General features: G+C 65.1%; 18 protein-coding genes, 1 pseudogene and 1 riboswitch. Of the genes and pseudogenes, 12 read left to right on the forward strand and 7 right to left on the reverse strand.

What is annotated here, in order from left to right:
• Positions 1–35 precede the first annotated feature (35 nt).
• Genes U5N23_RS08675 through U5N23_RS08685 form a run of 3 tightly spaced genes read left to right on the forward strand, consistent with a single transcriptional unit; the run spans position 36 to position 1,890 of the window.
• Complete coding sequence (locus U5N23_RS08675; protein WP_322592411.1) at positions 36–644, forward strand: hypothetical protein; 609 nt, start codon at positions 36–38, stop codon at positions 642–644.
• Between the two features lie 35 nt (positions 645–679).
• Entirely contained in the window at positions 680–1,141 is a 462-nt protein-coding gene (locus U5N23_RS08680) for a hypothetical protein (RefSeq protein WP_322592412.1), read from the forward strand.
• Positions 1,138–1,890 carry a DUF1828 domain-containing protein gene (locus U5N23_RS08685; protein WP_322592413.1) on the forward strand — a complete coding sequence of 251 codons (753 nt, stop codon included), beginning with the start codon at positions 1,138–1,140 and terminating at the stop codon, positions 1,888–1,890. The genes U5N23_RS08680 and U5N23_RS08685 overlap by 4 nt, the downstream gene beginning before the upstream one ends.
• A 229-nt stretch (positions 1,891–2,119) precedes the next feature.
• On the opposite strand, the gene U5N23_RS08690 is transcribed toward U5N23_RS08685, so the two are convergent.
• From U5N23_RS08690 to U5N23_RS08705, 3 genes are all read right to left on the reverse strand, one after another.
• Positions 2,120–2,419 (reverse strand): hypothetical protein, encoded by a 300-nt coding sequence (locus U5N23_RS08690; protein WP_322592414.1) that lies wholly within the window; start codon positions 2,417–2,419, stop codon positions 2,120–2,122.
• Positions 2,420–2,698: 279 nt separating this feature from the next.
• Entirely contained in the window at positions 2,699–3,481 is a 783-nt protein-coding gene (locus U5N23_RS08700) for an SDR family oxidoreductase (RefSeq protein ID WP_322592415.1), read from the reverse strand.
• The gene (locus U5N23_RS08705; RefSeq protein ID WP_322592416.1) at positions 3,478–3,804 is read right to left on the reverse strand and encodes a nuclear transport factor 2 family protein; all 327 of its coding nucleotides are present in this window, start codon (positions 3,802–3,804) and stop codon (positions 3,478–3,480) included. The genes U5N23_RS08700 and U5N23_RS08705 overlap by 4 nt, the downstream gene beginning before the upstream one ends.
• A gap of 102 nt (positions 3,805–3,906) precedes the next feature.
• On the opposite strand from U5N23_RS08705, the pseudogene U5N23_RS08710 reads away from it, so the two are divergent.
• Positions 3,907–4,837 (forward strand): annotated as a pseudogene (locus U5N23_RS08710) (LysR family transcriptional regulator).
• A gap of 201 nt (positions 4,838–5,038) precedes the next feature.
• Positions 5,039–5,335 carry a hypothetical protein gene (locus tag U5N23_RS08715; protein ID WP_322592417.1) on the forward strand — a complete coding sequence of 99 codons (297 nt, stop codon included), beginning with the start codon at positions 5,039–5,041 and terminating at the stop codon, positions 5,333–5,335.
• Between the two features lie 273 nt (positions 5,336–5,608).
• Here the strand turns inward: U5N23_RS08715 and U5N23_RS08720 are convergent, their stop codons facing one another.
• The gene (locus tag U5N23_RS08720; RefSeq protein ID WP_322592418.1) at positions 5,609–7,930 is read right to left on the reverse strand and encodes a hypothetical protein; all 2,322 of its coding nucleotides are present in this window, start codon (positions 7,928–7,930) and stop codon (positions 5,609–5,611) included.
• 278 nt (positions 7,931–8,208) lie between these two features.
• Between U5N23_RS08720 and U5N23_RS08725 the strand changes: the two genes are divergently transcribed.
• A complete protein-coding gene (locus U5N23_RS08725; RefSeq protein ID WP_322592419.1) occupies positions 8,209–9,354 on the forward strand; it encodes a metallophosphoesterase in 1,146 nt (381 codons plus the stop codon).
• Between the two features lie 103 nt (positions 9,355–9,457).
• Here U5N23_RS08725 and U5N23_RS08730 read toward each other — a convergent pair whose 3' ends face one another.
• Both U5N23_RS08730 and U5N23_RS08735 read right to left on the reverse strand, forming a co-directional pair.
• Positions 9,458–11,851, reverse strand: coding sequence for a putative bifunctional diguanylate cyclase/phosphodiesterase (locus U5N23_RS08730; RefSeq protein ID WP_322592420.1), 2,394 nt, complete (start codon positions 11,849–11,851; stop codon positions 9,458–9,460).
• A gap of 127 nt (positions 11,852–11,978) precedes the next feature.
• The gene (locus U5N23_RS08735) at positions 11,979–12,353 is read right to left on the reverse strand and encodes a YciI family protein (RefSeq protein WP_322592421.1); all 375 of its coding nucleotides are present in this window, start codon (positions 12,351–12,353) and stop codon (positions 11,979–11,981) included.
• Positions 12,354–12,531: 178 nt separating this feature from the next.
• Positions 12,532–12,623: riboswitch (TPP riboswitch) on the forward strand.
• An 88-nt stretch (positions 12,624–12,711) separates the two neighbouring features.
• Between U5N23_RS08735 and U5N23_RS08740 the strand changes: the two genes are divergently transcribed.
• The 6 genes from U5N23_RS08740 to U5N23_RS08765 are packed head-to-tail and all read left to right on the forward strand — an operon-like array spanning position 12,712 to position 18,613.
• Positions 12,712–13,806, forward strand: coding sequence for a long-chain fatty acid--CoA ligase (locus tag U5N23_RS08740; protein ID WP_322592422.1), 1,095 nt, complete (start codon positions 12,712–12,714; stop codon positions 13,804–13,806).
• Positions 13,803–15,299: an acyl-CoA reductase gene (locus tag U5N23_RS08745; RefSeq protein ID WP_322592423.1), complete on the forward strand. Its 1,497-nt coding sequence runs from the start codon at positions 13,803–13,805 to the stop codon at positions 15,297–15,299. The genes U5N23_RS08740 and U5N23_RS08745 overlap by 4 nt, the downstream gene beginning before the upstream one ends.
• A 9-nt stretch (positions 15,300–15,308) precedes the next feature.
• Positions 15,309–16,055 carry an ABC transporter ATP-binding protein gene (locus tag U5N23_RS08750; protein ID WP_322592424.1) on the forward strand — a complete coding sequence of 249 codons (747 nt, stop codon included), beginning with the start codon at positions 15,309–15,311 and terminating at the stop codon, positions 16,053–16,055.
• Positions 16,052–16,819 carry an ABC transporter permease gene (locus U5N23_RS08755; RefSeq protein ID WP_322592425.1) on the forward strand — a complete coding sequence of 256 codons (768 nt, stop codon included), beginning with the start codon at positions 16,052–16,054 and terminating at the stop codon, positions 16,817–16,819. Before U5N23_RS08750 ends, U5N23_RS08755 begins: the two co-directional genes overlap by 4 nt.
• Positions 16,820–16,824: 5 nt before the next feature.
• Positions 16,825–17,835 (forward strand): ABC transporter substrate-binding protein, encoded by a 1,011-nt coding sequence (locus tag U5N23_RS08760; protein ID WP_322592426.1) that lies wholly within the window; start codon positions 16,825–16,827, stop codon positions 17,833–17,835.
• A 10-nt stretch (positions 17,836–17,845) separates the two neighbouring features.
• Positions 17,846–18,613, forward strand: a complete 768-nt coding sequence (locus U5N23_RS08765) for an SDR family oxidoreductase (RefSeq protein ID WP_322592427.1) — start codon at positions 17,846–17,848, stop codon at positions 18,611–18,613.
• Between the two features lie 17 nt (positions 18,614–18,630).
• Here the strand turns inward: U5N23_RS08765 and U5N23_RS08770 are convergent, their stop codons facing one another.
• On the reverse strand, positions 18,631–19,629 hold the full coding sequence (locus tag U5N23_RS08770; protein ID WP_322592428.1) for an NAD(P)H-quinone oxidoreductase: 999 nt from the start codon (positions 19,627–19,629) through the stop codon (positions 18,631–18,633).
• Positions 19,630–19,728: the final 99 nt, after the last annotated feature.

Genomic DNA, 19,728 nt, shown 5'->3' on the forward strand with positions numbered 1-19,728 from the left:
CGCCACTCTAGGGTGGCCAGAACGAGGAGAGATGGATGAAGAAAGCTTTGATTTTGACGATTGGCCTCATTGCGGGGGCTGCGGTGCAGGCCAACCTTAAAGATGCCACCAAGGTGCTGACAGTCGGCAACTGGACTGTTTTGCGAGAGTTGGACAAGATGACCGACAAGGTCAGTTGCACCGGGATCTACAAGCAGGACTACGGAAAACAGCTGGCACGTGATGGCCTGTACATCACTATCCGAGGTGGCATCTCGTCAGTGACTTTGCGATTCGACGATCAGCCGGCCCGCCAATTGCGCATGCCCACGAAGATGGAGAAAGACATCCGTGCAGTGATGCTGGAGGGGGAGGAATTCGCAGCCGCTCTAGCGTCCAGCCGACTGCGAGGCCAGGCTTTAACACTGGTCTCTGGCTTGCAGGAGTTTGAGCTTGATCTGAATGGCATAGCCGAAGCGGTCGCCAGCATTCGATCTGACTGCCCACCACCAGCCGCAATTGCCTCGGAGCCTGCGCCTTCTGTCCCCGTGGTGGCGCCAGCAGAAGCGCCGGCACTGTGTTCGGCAGTGCTGCTAGAGCGCATGAAGACCGCCAAGCTGAGTTCTCTTCAAATACAGAAAATCTGCGACAACTCTAAGCCGTAGGGCCACCCCAGAGTGGATAGAACAAGGAGGGGAAGATGTTGGACATGCCGGCCGCCGAGGCACGGGCGCTTCTTGCGCTGTCCCTCGTGTGCGAAGACGCTCCGGACTGGGCTTCTCACAAACTTAAGCCCGGACTAGAAACCATGGAGTGCGGGCTTCTTGTAGAGGGGCGCGTGAGATCAGGTCTTAGGGTATCGCTGGAGTTTGCGGTGTCGCCAAAGACGGGAGTCACGACATACAAATTCACAGTATTTCGTGTGAAACTTGGCGGCTTGCAGCGGGTCTATCAACTTCAGGTGAATGCAATTGCGCGAAAGCCCAAGTGCTGGCATGACTTCGTGCACGAGCACATGGGCCTTGAGAGAATTCCAGGCAAGCAAGAGTGGCTTGACTGGGGTTTCCGTGAGGCGCTTAATTACTTTTGCCAACAGACAAACATCACCTTTGTGCCACCATTGGCTGACCCTAGCGTGTTTGAGCTCAGGTTTTCATCATGATCTGCCATCAATTTTCATCACTGCTGGGATTCGAATGTCATCCCCTCACAGAGGATGGATCGATTGCGGTCATTTCTTCGCCATTCAAGTTCGAGGACGGCGACTCGCTGCCGTTGTTTGTCGAGTCGATCAACGGCCAGGTAAGGTTTTTTGATGACGGAGCCACACTGATGCACTTCATCGGCCGAGGTGTCAGGATCGAGAACAAAAAGAACGCCACCTTCCTTATCTCTGCGGCCCAGAGGCACGGCGGCACTTTCAATGAGGCGGGGGAAATTGAGTTTTGGGCGTCAGAGGACGCGGCGCCGATGGCCTTTGCGAAGTACCTCGCATCCCTCATGGACATCGTTTCGTGGGAGAAAGACCAACAGGGGGTGAATGCAGACATCTCGGTGTTCATTGAAGAGGTGGGCATCGCGCTGCGGGCCTGGAAGCCTGACGCTGAGATCACCAAATCGCCTGCGTTCGTTGGCGTGTCTGGCAAGCCTTACGAACTGGACTACCTGATCGACGGGCAGCCAGTGGTGGCCACAGGTCCTCGGCCCCAATCCGCAACGTGGGTGCTTCACAAACTGGTGGACATTCAAAGCACCATCGCTAACGCCGGCATGTCGCCACTTATCGTGATCGATGACCGGTTGGATCCAGAAAGCGCCGACCAGGAATCCAAGGTTTTGCAGAGCGTAGGTACTGCGATCAAGTTTACCGACCTTGAAGCGCGAGCCGCAGCCTCTTTGCACAATCATTGACATTCACCGTACCGGCCCCGCCATTCTGAGTCTCTCGCTGCCAGGGCGTTGCGCTCAAGTCCTTCATAGGAAGGCCTCTGCGGATCGATGACTGCAAGCCTTCATCCCGACAGATTAGGCCCGCTTTGGCGGGTCTTTGCTTTGTGCGCCCGGCAGTACCATTGCGGAGCCAGGCACTCCAAGCTGGCATTCTCCCTTCAGCCCGCCCTGCGCGGGCTTTTTCTTCGCGTCAGTGCGGCAGCGGCGCCTGCTTGTTCACGATGCGCAGCGTCACGTCCGGGCCGCATAGGTCCTGCACGACGGTGCATGCCTCCAGCCACGCAGCTGCAACCTCACCCATCCCGCAGAAGAAGCTGGGGATGGTGCCAGGGCGGACTGGCTTCGTCGGCCTGGTGCCGATGGCGGCGCATTGCTCAACCGTCACGCCTTTGTGCGCCAGCATTTCCTCGGCCGCCGCAATGGCCTGCCGGCGAACATCCTCAGCCAGCAGGCCTGTGGGGTTGTCGATTGCAAGGGTGTGCTCTGCCATGGCAGGCGGCTCGCCGCTTGGCGGGCCCGGCCTCGATGGAGATCACGCTGCGCTTGTCCTGCTCAGGCGTGCCCAGCTTGGTGTCGGGCTTGTGCATGCGATTCACGAGCGGGTGTATGTCCGCGTTGATGGTCAACATGGTGCAGCTCTCATGCACCTCGCAGGTTGCCTTGTCGGTCCAGGTGTTCCACAGGCCGGCCAGGCGGAAAGCCCCAATCAGTCTCGACTGGGGCCCCTTTTCGAAAAGACTTAGTTGCCGACCAAGTCGAGGTTTCCAAACTAAACCGTAGGAACCGTCCCGCCATCGATCACATGCTCTGAACCCGCCACCGATGCCGCGCGCGGCGACACCAGGAAGGTGATCAGGTCCGCAACCTCCTGCGGCCTGGCGGGCCGGCCGACGGGGATTCCCCCGAGCCAGTCCATCACCATCTTCTTGCCGCCCTCGTAGTCGGTACCCGCCTGGGCTGCCATTCGCTCGGCGAATACCACCGACGCTTCGGTCTCGATCCAGCCTGGCGAGACGCGCAGAACCCGAACACCCTTGGGCGTGACCTCTTTCGACAAGGATTTGCTGTAGGTCGAAAGGGCCCCCTTGGCCGCGGCGTAGGCGGTGGTCGACTCCGGCAGCGGAAGCACGCGCTGGATCGAGGTCACGTGCAGGATGACGCCTGCGCCCTGTGCCAGCATGGCGGGCAGCAGTGCCCGGTCAAGACGAACCGCAGACATGAGGTTCAGGTTCAGCTCACTGAACCACATGGCGTCATCAAGGGCTGCGAAACCGCCCGCTGGCGCGTTGGAGCCGCCGAGGGAGTTGATCACGATGTCCACGCCGCCCCAGCGTTCGGTGACTGCGCGCGCAAGCTGTGCCACGCCTTCTGCGGTGGTCAGGTCGGTCTGGACATACGCCACACCCTCCAGCGGCTTCTCGGGCGCAGAGCGCGCAGTGGTCATCACCTGCACGCCCGCATCCTGCAGGCTCTGGACGAGGGCCGCGCCCAAACCCTTGGTGCCGCCCGTGACCACGGCACGCTTGCCTTGAAGTTGGAGGTCGAAGCTCATGCCTTGATCTCCAGCGCTGCGATCAGCCCGCGTTCAAGGCGAAAGCGGTAGGACAGGTCGATGGGGCTGCCTGGAAAGTTGCCCGTCACCGTGGCCTTGACGATCTGAAAACCGTCCTCACGCTCCAGCGCGAACGGCACGGTGGTAGCGCTGTATTTGGCAGATGCCTCGGCCATGAATGCCTTGATGGCATCGACGCCCGTGTACGTGTGGCCATCGTCCTTCATGACGGCTTGCGCAGTGAAGCAGCGCGCCAGCGCCTCGGGGTTGTGTTCGGCCGCAAAGTACGCGGCGATGGGTTCGGGAAGGGTCAAGGCGTTCATGTCGATGGCTCCATGGGGTTGATGAAGACTTGAGGATGCGCGCCGGGGTCCATTTAGGGAATATCCTAGAATCCGCATGGGCTGTGTAGAAAGGAATACATAATGCGCGGGTTCGAATTTGCCGAGCTGAAAGCCTTCGCTGCCGTGGTCGAACGCAAGAGCTTTGCCCGGGCGGCAGAGCATCTGGGCCTGTCGCCTTCTGCGCTCAGCCAGACCATACGGCAGCTCGAAGCCCGGATTGGCACACGCCTTCTCAATCGCACCACACGCAGCGTTGCGCCGTCGGCCAGTGGCGAGCAGCTCTATGGGCGCATCGCCCCGCTGTTCCGCGAAATGGATGCGGCGGTTGCCGAAGCCAGTGAAGCCGCAGGGCAGACCACGGGCACGCTGCGCATCAACACGCTGGGGATCGCCGCCAGAACCATCATTGCGCCCAGGCTGTCACGCTTTCATCAGGCGTACCCTGACGTGGTGCTCGACATCGTGGTCGACGACGCGTTGGCCGATATCGTCGTGGGCCGCTTCGATGCGGGCATCCGCGTGGGTGGGCGGCTTGAGAAGGACATGATTGCCGTGCGCCTCACACCCGACCTGGACATGGTGGCCGTGGCGTCCCCCGGCTACCTTGCGGCCCGGGGCACACCCAGGACACCTGCCGATCTGCACCGCCACGCCTGCATCAACTGGCGGCTGCAGATGGACGGCAGGCACTATCAGTGGGAGTTCGAGAAAAAGGGGCAACGGCTTGATGTAGCGGTGGACGGCCCCGTCGTCACCAACCACGCCGACATTGGCGTTGCTGCTGCGCTCAATGGGCTTGGCATTGCCTACCACTTTGAGCGAGACGGCGTGGGTGGCTCTCCTGGCGCAGGGTCGGTTGATCCAGGTGCTGGCGGACTGGTCGATCTCGCGCCCGGGGCTGTTCCTGTATTACCCGAACAGGCAACATCGACCGGCCCTTCTCAGTGCTTTCATCGACTGCCTGCTGGACAAGGACCTGGAAGCGGCCCCCCGCAGGCCGCAGATCGCTTGATGGCGCTGTTGACCTTTGCAAAAGCATCTATCACCGCGCCGAGGTGTTCATGAAGTACGGCGGGTTGGTCAGCGAAAATTGGGTTGGCGATACCTCAAGTCCGGTGCACGCACAGGCCCCAGGAGTGGCTATCGGCCCCGGCGAAGCGCCGCCATGCCAGGGGCGGAGCAAGCAGCCACAGTTATTTCAGAGAGAACCACTATGACGAGCCCAGATATGCCAAAGGATGGAGATTTCGCCTCTTACCTCGAGGGAAAGATGAGCCGTTCGGCCGAGGTACCCGACGCTGCAGGGAGCGTTGATGTGAATGCGAGCGCGCCAGCAGCTGTGCCCCGCCAGACCATCGAACAGATTCTTGTCGAAGGCCAGGAACCGACTGAGGAGTTTCTTGAAGAGTGGATCGCCGGACAGGATGAGCCAGAGCTTTCGGACGAGGAACTTGAGCGGCAGGCGCTGGAGGCTCCAGGCGATGATGGCGATCCGAGCACCCCGGAGTGAGCGGAGTGGTGCAACGGAGACCCAATAGGTTGTTCGACGCGGATACGCAGCGGCATTTCGCCGCGAGGAGTGTTGATGAGCGTACGCCTCGCGATGCAAGGCCGCAGCATGCCAGTCAACTCCGACGTTGAGCGACTGCTTCGGAGCGTGGCCAACGGTCCTTGCGCCTCGGGACAACCTCCAGTCAGGAGTGGCCATTCAGAAACGACCCTTGACTACAAGGGGAGGCTGCGATTCGAGGGCCTATCCCGCAGGCGTCAGCGCGCAAGCAGGTCACGACCCCTCGTCATTGCGCCGCGAGAAGCCCGAGACGATGGCCACGAGCAGTAGGCTACTCACCCAGCCGAACAGGGTTTGAAACCAGGTCAGGAGCCGTGCCGCGTGGCCCCAGTGCCAGTGGCAAAAAAGCTCTTCCAGCGGGTTGGCCTTGGGCGTGGGCACAAACGCACCCCAGGTCTTCTCCTGGCCCAGATCAACTACTGGCAACATCAAGTCTAGTGAAAAGGCAAAGGGGCTGAAAGTGGCGTACTCGCCGCGTAAGGGGCCGCAAAGATACCAGTTGCCTGGTTGCCCGACTTGGTCGGGCAGGCATTCAGCGTAGCTCGCATTTTGGAATACAAGGGGGTCCGAAGGTGCCATCGCACTGCGTGGCGGCAGGGCTATCCACCAGTACGTTGCGCCGCACAGAAACCACACCATAGCCATCCATGCTACCAAGCGAATTGGTCTATACCCGTAGCCCGCCAGTTTGCCAAACGCGTAGTGCGCTACGTGCGCCACCCCGCGCTTCAACCAAGCAGACATTGCATGCGTGCCTGGCGGCGACTCGCCCAATCGGCCCATGGTGCGCAGATGGTCCTCAAAGGCGATTCCCACTTGCTTGGCGTCCTCGTTGTGACCCATCTCGCGCAACACTCGTTGCACCTGGCGCCATGGCTGAGGGCGGAAGTCCGCTCCATCCGCACCGCCAAAGTGCTTCTTAGGTTGCTTGCTCAGCCATGCCAGCCGCTCTCTCCCGCTGGTTGGCGCCTGGCCCCCGAGGGTCATGTAGCGCATGCCATCAAGTACGCTGTCATCCGCCCAAGCGGCTAAATCATCCACAAGCACGGCCACATCCGAGTGCGAGGCATTGATGCGCACCGGACGAGGACAGTTGTATAGCAGCCAAGCGCCTCGTACAACGGCGGAGTCAAGAGACAAAACATCGAACTCCCCATCGGTGCAGTCCAAGTGGTTGCCTATCTGCACGCCTGGCAATCTGACCATACCCGTTGCTTTGAAGCCGTCCCGCAAGAAGACACTCCCCGCCACACAAGCTCGATCTGTTGATAAGGCAGGTCCGGTCTTCATTTCGAACTGCCCACCAGAGCAACTCAGATCGCCACCAATCTGCGCACCAAGTAGTCTTACGGCGCCTGTCGCCTTAAAGCCATAACTGAGGGCCACATCTCCCTTGACATCCACACCATCGGCCAATAGGGCATTACCCGTCTCCACTAGGAACAGCCCGCCGTTGCAATCCAGGTTGCCGCCAATCTGCGCACCCAGCAGCCTGACCTCCCCCGTTGTTTTGAAGCCGTTGCGCAGACTTACACTGCCCCTGACATTCATTCGATCGGCTGACAATGCGTTTGCTGCCGGTACCTCGAACCTTCCCCCGGTGCAATCTAGGTTGCCCCCAATCTGCACGCCCAGCAGCCTGACCAGACCTGTCGCTCTGAAGCCGTTGCTTAGGGATACAACGCGTTTTACCTCTGCGCCATCGAGCGACACAGCGTCGCCTGCCCCCACCAGGAACTGTCCCTCCCGGCAATCCAGGTTGCCGCCAATCTGCGCGCCCAGCAGTCTGACCTCCCCCGCCGCCTTGAAACCATCGCTCATGAGCACATTGCCTTTGACGTCGATACCGTCCGCCGCCAGGGCATAGCCTTCACTCACCTCGAACAGTCCGCCTCTGCAATCTAGTTGGCCTCCAACATGTGCGCTCAGTAGCCTGACCTTTCCCGTCGTCTTGAAGCCGTTGCTCAGAGACACAGCGCCCTTGACATCCGCACCATCGAGCGACAAAGCGTCGCCGTCCTCGACCTCGAACTGCCCGCCGCTGCAATCCAGGTTGCCTCCAATCACCGCTCCAAGCAAGTTAACCTCACCCTGCGCATTGAACCCGCTCCGCAGGAACACACCGGCCGAGCAACGGAAGCGATCTGCGATAAGCCCGCGTGCTAAGTGGCTTCCATGCAGGCTGAATAGCCCATCCACCCGTGCATCCTTCGCGTAGATATGACCCTCGAAGCGACAGTGCGACAAGCTCACATTGGCTGGAATGCAGCAACCGTGCAGGTCGAGCGATCCCTCGACGAAAGCACCTCGCAACTGAACGCCCCGTTCGTGCACCGGCGCCTGTTCATCGCCGCCCAACAGCAAAAAGCGCACGAACGTGGCGCGCACGCGCTGCGCGTCGGTGGCTGATTCGGGCACTCCCTCGCCCAGGGTCGCGCAGTTGCCCTTCCTGCAGGCGTTCAGCAACTGAAGTTCACCCGAACTGAGCTGCTTGAAGTCTTTTAATGCGCGGCCCAGCGGCTTCTTGCGGTTCACGGTCTCTCCCTCATGTTTGTGGTCGTCAGCGGCACAGAATGTTAACTGGACCTTTGCCTGATTGCCTCTGAAAAAAACGGCCCATCGCTGAGTGATCCAACCCGTTGCAAGGACACGATTACCCTTGCATAGCCGCTCTGGTACAGCCGTAGGCGGCCGCTTCAACGCAGGGCTCATTGATTGAAGTAAATGCGCACCAATCTCGACAGGGCTGGATATTCAGCGGGGTGGCCGCATCTGCGGATGTCTGCGGCCCCGCCGCGCCACCTTTGCCCGCCATGCCGCTGCGCCCGCTGACCATTCTGACAAGCCTTTTGCACCTGTACATCGGCCTGCGCCTGGTGGGGGCGCTGTCTGCATGGCCCGGTGCCGGGCCCGCACTCGCGGTGGCGTTGCTGGTCTCGGCCATCGCCTTGCCGATGCCGTTCCAGCACCGCTCCGGCCGCCGTGGCGCAGCCAGCCCCGCATGGACCTGGCTGGGCCTGCTGGCCATGGGCTGGTTCTCGTCGCTCTTCTTGCTCACGCTGCTGCGGGACCTGGTGCTGGCAGGGGCGTGGGCGGGGGGCTGGCTGCCGGAGGGTGGTTCGGCACGGGCCGACAGTGCGGCAGCGGTGGTGATCCTGGCCACGCTGGCATCCCTGCTCGGGTTCTGGAACGCGCGCCGCACCGCTGGTGTGCGGCGCGTGGATGTGGCGTTGGCCGGGTTGCCTGCGGCGCTGCATGGGTTCACCATCGTGCAGCTCAGCGATCTGCATGTGGGGCCCACCATCCGGCGCGGCTATATCGCGCGCATCGTGAGCCGCGTGAATGAACTCAAGGCCGATGCCATTGCCATCACGGGCGACCTGGTGGACGGCAGCGTGGCCGAGCTGCGCGAGCACATTGCGCCGCTGGCCGACTTGGAGTCGCACCACGGCAGCTTTGTGGTGACTGGCAACCATGAATACTACGCTGGGGCGGGCCCGTGGATTGCCGAACTGCGCCGGTTGGGCCTGCGCGTGTTGCTCAACGAGCATGCGGTGCTGCGGCCGGCGGCGGGGCAGGGCGATGGGGATGCACTGGTGCTGGGCGGTGTGACCGATTTCACGGCCGGGCACTTCGATGCCAGCCACGCCAGCGATCCGCATCGCGCGCTGCTGGGTGCGCCACCCGAGGCCCTGACCCGCGTGCTGCTGGCGCACCAGCCGCGCAGTGCGCCGGCTGCGGCGCAAGCGGGGTTTCTGCTGCAGTTGTCGGGCCACACGCATGGCGGGCAGTTCTGGCCGTGGAACCTGTTCGTGCCGCTGCAGAACCCCTTTGTTGCCGGGCTGCACCGGTTGCAGACGATGTGGGTCTATGTGAGCCGCGGCACCGGCTACTGGGGGCCGCCGATGCGGCTGGGGGCGCCGTCTGAAATCACCTTGATCAGGCTGGTGCTGGCCTGAAGCGAAGCACCCCGTCCCCCCCCCTCCTGGGGGGGGGGGGGCCGCGGGGGGGGGGGGGGGGGGGGGGGGGGGGGGGGGAGGGCCTGCGCCTGCTTCATCTGGGTTAGCCCTCTGTGCGAAAGGCTGCCAAGGCCACGCACTCGGGCGGTGGAACCCACGCCCGCATCCACGCCATCAGATCCTGCAGCGGCATGGGCCTGGCAATGCCATAGCCCTGCAGGCCATCGCACCCCAGGTCGCGCAGGGCCTGGGCGTGCGCCAGGGTTTCCACGCCTTCGGCGATCACGCTCCGGTTGAAGGCGTGGGCCAGGCTGACGATGCCGCGCACCAGGGTGCGGTCGCGCTCGTTGTCCAGCATGTCCCGCACGAAGGACTGGTCGATCTTCACGGTGTGGGCGGGCAGGCGCTGCAGGTAGGTGAGCGAGGAGTAGCCGGTGCCGAAATCATCGATGGAGCACCGGATGCCCAGCTCGCTCAGCCCCTGCATGACATAGGCCACGGCAGACAGGTCGTTGAAGGTTTCGGTTTCCAGCAGTTCGACCTCCAGAAACTGCGAGGGCAGGGCGGGGTATTGACTGAGCAGTTGGGCGGCTTGCAGCTGAAAGCGGCTGTCGATGAGGGTGGATACGGTGATGTTGATGCTCAGCGGCAGCGGGTTGCCCTGGGAGGCCAGGGTGTGCCCGGCCTGGAACGCGGCGTCCAGCACCCAGTAGTCCAGCTTGTTGGCCACCGGGGTGCCCACGATGTCTTCCAGAAACGCGCCCGGCGCCAACAGCCCCCGCTCGGGGTGGTGCCACCGGATCAGGCACTCTGCACCGATGACCTGGCCGTCGGAAATCCGCACCTTGGGCTGAAAGAACAGCTCCATTTCGCCTTGCAGCAATGCGTCTTCGACCAGCTTGGCGGTGTGCCTGCGCGCCTGCACCCGTTGGCCTTGCTGCACGTCGAACACCACGATGCGGTCTTTGCCCTGTTCCTTGGCGGCGTACAGGGCCAGGTCCGCGTGGCGCAGCAGGCCGTCGGCGTCGGCCATGTCGTCGGGGTAGAAGGTGACCCCTGCGCTGCAGGTCAGGCGCAACGGGGTGCCATCCAGGGTCGCCGTCTGCGCAAGTGCCAGGCGCAGGCTTTCCAGCTGCTGCAGTGCGGCATCGGTGTGCGGGCAGTTCTTCAGCACGACGGCGAACTCGTCGCCCCCAACGCGCCCGATGAGGCTCTCGGTACCCGCCTCTTTTCTGAGGCGCTGTGCAAAGACCCGAAGAAAGCGGTCCGCCATGGGCTGGCCCCACTGGTCGTTGAGGTCCTTGAACTGGTCGATGTCCAGCAGGCACAGGGCCAGGATGCTGTCGGTCTGCGCGCCATGCTGCAGGCTGGCATTGAACTCTTTGGTGAACAGGCGCCGACTTGAAAGGCCGGTCAGCGCGTCGTAGTTGCCGAACTGCTGCAGCACCTGCTCCAGGTGCCGTTGCTCGGTCACGTCCTTGCCGACCGAGACCCACTTGCGCACCACGCCATCGGGGTCCCGGATGCCTTCGATGGTGACTTCGGAGACGAAGTCTTCGCCGTTTTTGCGGCGCCGGATCAGCTCGCCGTGCCATCGGCCCCCGCGCTCGATGGCCTGCGCCACCCGGCGCAAAAATGCGGCCTGGCCGCCCTCGTCGATGCGCAGAACGGCCGATGATTTGCCGATCAGCTCATCGCGTGAATAGCCCAGCACATGGACGTACGCCGGGTTGACATCCAGCACCGTGCCGTCCGGCTGCACGATGGCGATGGTGTCCTTGCTGTTGACGAACACGCTGGCGGCCTGGCGCGCTTCGGCGAGCATGTTTTTCAAGGTCTCGGCCGTCTGTGCCAGGGCCTCTTCGCGCTGGTTCAGCTTCTGCGTGTTGTCCAGTAGAAAACCCAGCAGGACGGTGCCGATGGGGTAGACCACCATCACGGCCAGCCACGACCGCGCGGTGACCGCGCGTGCGATGTCTGGCGGCAAGGTCTGTATGGCCAGCATGCCGCCAGCAGCCAGGCTGAAGCCAAGTCCCACCAGCCAGAGCCCGTCGGCCAGGGTGCTGCCAAGGCGCAGGGTGGAGAAGAACGGCCGGTGGCGCTGCCAGAACCAGCCGATGGCGGTGGTCAGCGCAATGCCGACCATGGCGGGGCCGCTGCCGATGCCGCCCAGGCTGAGCCGGTAGGCGCCCAGCACCGCCGCGCACAGCAAGGCGCTCAAGGGCGACAGGTAGGCCCCGGCCAGGCCGGTCATCACCAGCCGGGTGTCGACGATCACGCCCTCGGCCAGGCGCAGGGGCACCAGCATGGTCAGGATGCCGGTCACGCCGAACATGAGCCCCGTGACCCAGGGCAGCCATCTGCGCCGCCTGGCCATGACGGCCGGGTCGGGGTGGCGCTGGCCGCTGATGGCGATGCTGTACAGCGCCGCCAGAAACGACAGCAGCCCGGCATTGATTCCCATGTCCTGAATCAAAGACGTCGTGTCGATGTTCATGGAGCCCTCTGGAGCGGTTGTCCAGACATCATAGGCAAAGACGAAGCGGATGGGGCGTTATCTCGCAGCCCCTCGCACCAAGGCGGGGGCCCTGGGGCCGTGCCCGGCATGCGGGCCGGGGGCAGGCTCAGGTGGCGGTCAGAAAGAAATCCATGGGAATCAGCTCGACGCCCCAGCCGCCCGCCTCGCCCAGCGTGGCCGCCGGGTGCATGGAGGCCAGTTGCACCGCCTCTTCACGGCTGTCCGCCTCGATGATGAACAGGCCGCCCACCATCTCCTTGGACTCGGTGAAAGGCCCGTCGCTGATCTGCGCCTTGCCAGCGCGCGGGCGCAGGGTGACCCAGTCCTTGGCGTCCCCCAGCGAGGCGGACACCAGCACCTTGCCCGTGGCGCGCATCTTCTCGTCCAGCGCGGGGCACTGGCCCACCAGGGCCTGCACGTCGGCGGGCGCCATGGCGGCGAATTTTTCGGGGGCGAAGTAGGCGAGGCCGAGGTATTTCATGGCGGAATCCTTTTGCAGCTTGGTTGATGGTCCTGCCTTCACGACGAAGCAGGCCACCAGAAATCGACAGGGTGCGCAAAAAACATGCTGCGCTGCAAGAATACGCCGGTGCTGGGGCAGGGCACATGGGGCTTGCCGGGCCGCATGGCCCGATTGGGCTGCAGCAGGTTAAAATCGCGCCTTCGCTCCGGGGTGCACGCAAGTGCTGAGATCCACACCCGAGAACTTGAACCGGGTAATTCCGGCGGAAGAAGAGCTTTCACCCCTCCCGATGCGGGCGCACTTTGCTGCGCTGTGCCGTCGATGCGCAGGGTGACCTCGGAGCATCCTGTCAAAGACAACACAAGGACGCTCGCTCATGCACAAGGTCACTCCGCTGGTGGAAGACCTCCTCGAATTCATCGCGATGGATGGCTGCACGGACGCGCAGTTCGACCAGATGGCCCTGCGCCTGTTCGCGCACCAGTACGCGGCCAACCAGCCGTTCCAGAGTTTTTGCCGGTTGCGCGGCGTCAACCTGCGCAGCGTGAAGTCGTGGGCGGACATTCCCGCTGTGCCCATCGACGCCTTCAAGGCCCTGCCGCTGCGCTGCGAGCCACCGGCCGCAACCGACCGCATCTTCATGACCAGCGGCACCACGCGCGGCGGCAGCACGCGCGGGCAGCACTTCCACCCGCTGCTCGATGTGTACGATTTGTCGATGACCCGCAACTTCGCGCAGCGCTTCATGCGCGGCGCGCAGCGCATGCCCATGGGCATCCTGTTCCCCGACGAGGTGGCGATGCCCAACTCGTCGCTGGCGCACTACCTGGACCTGGCCAAGTCGGCCTTCGGTAGTACCAGCAGCGGCGACAGCCAGACCTTCGTCACGCCGCAGGGCATGGACCTCGACGGGCTGTGCGCTGCGCTGGCCGCGGCCGAGCGCAGCGGCGAGCCCTATGCGCTGCTGGGCGCGAGCTTCAGCTTCGTGCATGTGATCGACGCCCTGCGCCAGCAGGGCAGGGCCTTCAAGCTGCCGCCGGGCAGCCGCATTCTGGACACCGGGGGCTACAAGGGCCAGTCGCGCGAGCTGCCGCTCGATGCCTTCTACAGCGGGCTGTCGCAGGCGCTTGGTGTGCCGCGCAGCCACTGCATCAACATGTATGGCATGACGGAGCTGAGCACGCAGTTCTACGACGATGGCAATGCCCAGGTGCCCTCGGTCAAGTCGGGGCCGCACTGGATACGCTCGCGCCTGGTCGACCCGGTCACGGGGCGCACGGTGCCTGCGGGCGAGCGCGGCATTCTGGTGCACTGCGACCTGGCCAACTTCAATTCGGTCACCACCATCCTGACCGAGGACGTGGGCCTGGAGGCCGAGGGCGGCTTTCTGCTGCTGGGCCGGGCCGAGGGCGTCGAGGCCAAGGGCTGCTCGCTGGCGGTGGAGGAGTTCGTGGGGGCCATGGCGGCATGACTGCGCAGCCCCACCGCATCCACGCGGGCTACCTGCCGGGGCTCGATGCTGCCGAGGTCGATTGGCAGGTGCTGCCGTTTGCGCAGGGCGGCCAGGGGCAGGAGGGGCGGCCGGTGCTGGAGGTGGCGGTGCCGGTGCTGTCCGCCACGCAGATGGATGCGCTGGCAGTGCGCGTGCGCCAGGCCAGCGCCCGGCACCTCAAGACCATGGCGGTGTCGGACATCATTGCCGTCATCGACCAGGCCATCGCCCGCCTGCTGGACCGCAGCGACCCCTACCGCCAGCAGGCCGAGGCGCATCTGCCCGTGGTCAGCGGCTATGACGCCGAAATGGTGCGCCTGGGGCTCACGGGCTTTTTCAAGACCTTTCGCGCGCCGCAGCTGCACCGCTTTGTGGCAGAAGACTTTGCCAACCCCAAGCTGCTCGACGGGTTTCAGCCCACGCCCAGGGGCGGTGCGGTGCGCGCCTTCGGCCCCGACCTGCTGGTACACAACTGGGCCGGCAATGTGCCCGCGCTGGCGCTGTGGAGCATGGTCTGCGGCCTGTTGGTCAAGGCCGGCAACATCGGCAAGCTGCCCAGTGCCGAGCCCCTGTTCGCCGGCTGGTTCGCGCGCCTGCTGGCCGAGGTGCACCCGCCCATTGCCGATTGCTTTGCCGTCGTCTGGTGGCGCGGCGCAGGCGACGATGGGGCCTCGGCCCTCTATGCCCAGGCCGACACGGTGCTGGCCTATGGCGGCAACGAGGCGCTGGACGCGATCCGGCGGCGCCTGCCGGTGACCACACGCTTCCTGCCCCACGGGCACAAGCTGGGCTTTGGCGTGATTAGCGCCACAGCGCTCGACACGCTGAAGGCGCCATCCATCGCGCGGCTGGCTGCGTGGGATGTGATGCGCTATGACCAGCAGGGCTGCTATTCGCCGCATGTCTTCTATGTGCAGCGCGGCGGGGCGGTGGCGCCACGCGCCTTTGCCGGCTACCTGGCCGGCGAGCTGGCCAACCTGCACCGGCGCTTTCCGCGCCGGCCACTGGCGGTGGAGGATTCCGCTGCGGTGGCCAAATGGCAGCAGGGCGTGGAATGGAAGGCGCTGTCTGCCAGCGCCGACGGGCCTGTAGATCCACTGATCGGCTCGCCCACGGCCGCCTGGAGCGTGGCGTACAGCGACACGCTGCAGCCCCTGGCCCCCACCGCGATGCAGCGCACCATCCAGGTGGTGGGCGTGGACGCGCTCGACGATGTGGTGCCCGTGGTGGCGCCGCACAGCCGGTTTTTGCAGACCGCCGGCATCGCCGCTGCGCCGGCCGAGCTGTACCGGCTGGCCGGGCTGCTGGGCGCGGCGGGGGTCACGCGCATCAGCGCCATTGGCGCCATGAGCGCGCCCGAGGCCGGCTGGCACCACGATGGCCGCTTCAACCTGCTCGACCTGGTGCGCATGACCGAGATCGAGCAGTCTGCCGAGCTGGCTGCAGAGCCGCTGGCACCCTATGCGGATTGAGGGCACGCCATGAGCTTTCTTGCCATCGAACAGGTCGTCTTCACCTACCCCGGCCGGCCGCCCGTGGTGGATGGCATCGACTGGCGCATGCAGGCCGGTGAGTTCCATTGCCTGGTGGGGCGCAGCGGCTGCGGCAAGACCACACTGCTGCAACTGGCTGCCGGCCTGCTGCGCCCGCAGGCGGGCCGCGTGCTGCTGCAGGGGCAACAGCTGCTGGCGCCCGGGCCGCAACTGGGCTTCATGTTCCAGGCGCCGACCCTGCTCGACTGGCAGCGTGTCATCGACAACGTGCTGCTGCCCGTGTCGCTGCAGCGCCGCCCCGGGGCAGGCGATGTGGAGCGCGCCACGGCGCTGCTGGACCAACTGGGCCTGGCCGCGCATGCGCAGCACTACCCGCGGCATTTGTCCGGCGGGCAGCAAAGCCGTGTGGCGCTGGCGCGCGCGCTGGTGCTGGAGCCCGCGCTGCTGCTGCTCGACGAGCCCTTTGCCGCGCTCGACGCCATCACCCGCGCCGAGCTGCAGGACGACCTGCTGCACACCTGCCGCCAGCGCGGCACCACGGTGCTGTTCGTCACGCACGACATCAACGAGGCGGTGTACCTGGGCGACCGCATCGCCGTGATGCATGCCGGCCGCATCGTGGACGACATCCGCATCGACCTGCCGGGCCCGCATGTGCAGGCCATGCGCGACGAGGCACCGTTCAACCGCTATTGCGCGCAGGTGCGCAAGAGCATGGATGGGGCGGCCGCATGAAGCTGAGCACCTTGCAAGCCCGGCTCCTCTCCGCTGCGCTGCTGCTGGTGCTGCTGGCGGCGTGGGAGTTGGCCGTGCGCCGCTCCGGCCTGTCGGCGCTGGTGCTGCCCGCGCCTTCGTCCGTGGGCGCCGCGCTGTGGAACGGGGTGGCTACCGGCTACTTCGGGCCCCACATCCGGGCCACGGTGTCGGCGCTTGTGCTGGGGCTGGTGGGTGGCGGTGTGGCCGGCCTGCTGGTGGGCATGGCCCTGGCCGAATCGACCCTGCTCGAACGCGTGTTCAGGCCTTACGTGGTGGTCAGCCAGGTGGTGCCCAAGCTGGCGCTGGCGCCCCTGTTCGTGCTGTGGTTCGGCTTTGGCATCGCGCCCACGGCGCTGATCACGGGGCTGATCTGCTTTTTTCCGCTGATGGAGAACACGCTCACGGGCCTCAAGCACGTGGACCCGCAGCGGCTGCAACTGTTTCGCATGCTGGGCGCCACGCGCTGGCAGACGCTGCTGCGCCTGAAGCTGCCGATGGGGCTGCCGTCCATCCTGGCGGGCCTGCGCATGGCCGTGGTGCTGGCACTGGTCGGCGCCGTCGTGGGCGAATTCATCGGCGCCAGCCAGGGGCTGGGCGCCGTGGTCATCGCCTCGCAGGGAATGATGGACACCGCCCTGATGTTCGCCGCACTCGTCCTCATCGCCCTCATCGGGCTGGTGCTCTACCAGGCCACGCTGCTGCTGGAGCGCCGGCTTCTGACCCCTTACCTCGACAACCCTTGACTGCCATGAACACCTCCACTCACTCCCTGCCCATCACCCGCCGCACTGTGCTCGGCGCATCTGCGGGCCTGGCCGCCTTGCCGTTCGCCGGCCTGGCCACCGCGCAGGCCAAAGGCAAGATCACCATCGGCGGCTGGAGCAAGCCCATCAGCGAAATCACCAACCTGCTCGCCGAGCCGGAAAAGGGCTTTTTCAAGGCCCAGGGCGTCGAGTTGGGCTATGTGCCGGGTGCGGGCGGTGGCGATGCCATCCGCAACATGCTCAGCGGCCAGGCCGATGTGGCGTTCACCGACCCCGGCTCCTTCTTCACGGCGCTGGACAAGGGCGAAAAGCTCACTGCCATCTACGACATCTACCCGCAGAATGTGTTCAACGTGGTTTCGCTCAAGTCCGCCAACATCCACAAGCCGGCGGACTTGAAGGGCAAGAAGATCGGCGTGTACAGCCTGGCCAGCGGCACGCGCCAGAACCTGCTCGTCATGCTGCACCAGGCGGGGCTCAAGGAGTCGGACGTGACCATCGTCGTCACCGGCCTGCTCAACTTCGCGCCGCTGCTGCAGGGCCAGGTGGATGCCACGGCCGCCACCGACACCGGCCTGGTGGTGGGCCAGCGCAAGGGCATCGGCGAGGTCAACGTGATGCAGGTGCGCGACTACCTGAACGTGTCGAGCGACCTCTTCGTGGTGCGCGACGAGACCCTGCCGCAAAAGAAGGAGCTGCTGCGCGCCTTCCTCAAGGGCTACCGCGACAGCGCGGCGTGGATGATCGCCAACCCCGAGGAGGCCGCCACCCTGGCCGTCAAGTACGCCATCGACGGCACGCAGCGCGACATCAACCTGGAGGTGATCCGCCTGCGCAATGCCTCGTCGCTGCCGTCCGCAGCCGGCGCCAGGCTGGGCGCCTTCAACCTCGAATCCCTGCAGAAGGGCGCCGACGCCTACCGCGCGCTGGGCCTGGTGCAGCGCCAGATCAAGGTGGCGGACGTGGTGGACACCAGCCTGCTGCCAACGGCGTGAGGGCTTGCCCATGAAGTTCCAGGGCAAGGTGGTGTTGGTCACCGGGGCCAGCCGGGGCATCGGTGCCGCGATCGCGACGGCGTTTGCGCGGGAGGGCGCGACGGTGGCCATCAACCACCTCTCCAACGACGCCGCTGCCGCCGACACCGTCGCGGCCTGCCAGGCCGCCGGTGGCGATGCCTGGGCGGTGAAGGCCGATGTGGGATCGGCGCCTGCGGTGCAGGCCATGGTCGATGCGGTGGTGCGCGAGTTGGGCCCCATCGACATCGTGGTGAACAACGCCTTTCGGCCCTACGCCTTCGACCCCCAGCGCCGCACGCTGTTCGACGACCTGCAGTGGAGCGACTACCAGGCGCAGTTCGACGGTGCGGTGGGCGGCGCCTTCAACGTGTGCCGCGCGGTGCTGCCGCTGTTCAAGCAGCGGGCGCAGGGCGCCATCGTCAACATCGCCAGCAACCTGGTGGAGCACCCTGTCGTGGCCTACCACGACTACACCACGGCCAAGGCCTCGCTGGTGGCCTTCAGCCGCAACCTGGCCACCGAACTCGGGCCCCTGGGCATCCGCGTGAACTGCGTGGCCCCCGGCCTCGTCTACCCCACGCAGGCCAGCGAATCCACGAAGGAGTCGTTCCGCGAATCGCTGATGGCCGCCACGCCGCTGCGGCGCATCGCCCGGCCCGAAGACATCGCCGGGCCCGTGCTCTTTCTGGCCTCGGACTGGAGCGGGTTCATGACGGGGCAGGTGCTGTTTGTGGATGGCGGGTTGGTGATGCGGTAGGCGCTGGGCTCGTTCTGTTAAGTGCGGGGTGCATCTGGCACCAGCAGAATCTTCCCCACACTCAGCCCCGTCTCCATGCGCCGGTGCGCCCCGGCCGCATCCACCAGCGGATACGTGCTGTCGATCACGGGCCGCAGCGTGCCGTCGGCCAGCGCGCCCAGCCAGCGCTGGGCAAAGCGCTGCGTCATGGCCTGCTTGACCTCGGGCGGGCGTGATTTCATCACCGTGCCGTAGATCTGCAGGTGGCGGTAGAGCAGCACGTCGATGGGCAGTTGCGCGCCCTCTGTGGCGCCGCCCAGCAGCCCCACCACCGTCATGCGCCCGCCCACGGCCAGCGAACGCACGTTGCGTTCCAGGTAGGGGCCGCCGATGAAGTCGATCACCACGTCCACACCCTTGCCGCCGGTCTGCTCGGCCACCACCGCCTGGAAGACTTCGCTGCGGTAGTCGATGAACACGTCGGCGCCAAAGCCCCGCACGGCGTCGCGCTTGTCGGTGCTGGCCGTGGCGAACACGCGCGCGCCGGCGGCGTGGGCCAGCTGCACCGCTGCCGAGCCCACACCGCCTGCGGCGGCGTGGATCAGCACCGACTCGCCGGCCTGCAGCCGCGCCAGGTGGAACATGGCTTCGTGCGCAGTGACGAAGACCTCGGCCACGGCACCGGCCTCGGTGAGCGACAGGTTTTGCGGCACATGCATGGCCATGCGGTGGTCGATGCGCGAGTACTCGGCATACGCGCCGCCGCCCACGATGCCCATCACGCGGTCGCCCACGGCAAAGCCCTGCACCGCGGTGCCCACCTCGGCCACGGTGCCGGCGACCTCCAGGCCCATCAGGTCCGAGTCGCCGAAGTACGCGCGGCCATAGGCGCCCTTGCGGTGCGAGAGGTCGGCGCGGTTCACGCCGATGGCGGCGTTGCGCACCAGCAGGTCGTGCGGGCGCACCTCGGGGCGGGGGATGTCGCGGGCCACGAGGACTTCGGGGCCGCCGAATGCGTCTAAGACGATGGCTTGCATGGTGGGGTTCCTTTTGTCTTGTGCAGTGATGGCCTACAGCTTAGGGCGCAAATGCGCCTGTGAAATGCAGTGTTTTTGCTGTCCAGTGATGCAGAATTG

Source organism: Acidovorax sp. (assembly GCF_034519795.1).
In the GTDB taxonomy this organism is placed as follows: Bacteria; Pseudomonadota; Gammaproteobacteria; order Burkholderiales; family Burkholderiaceae_C; genus Acidovorax.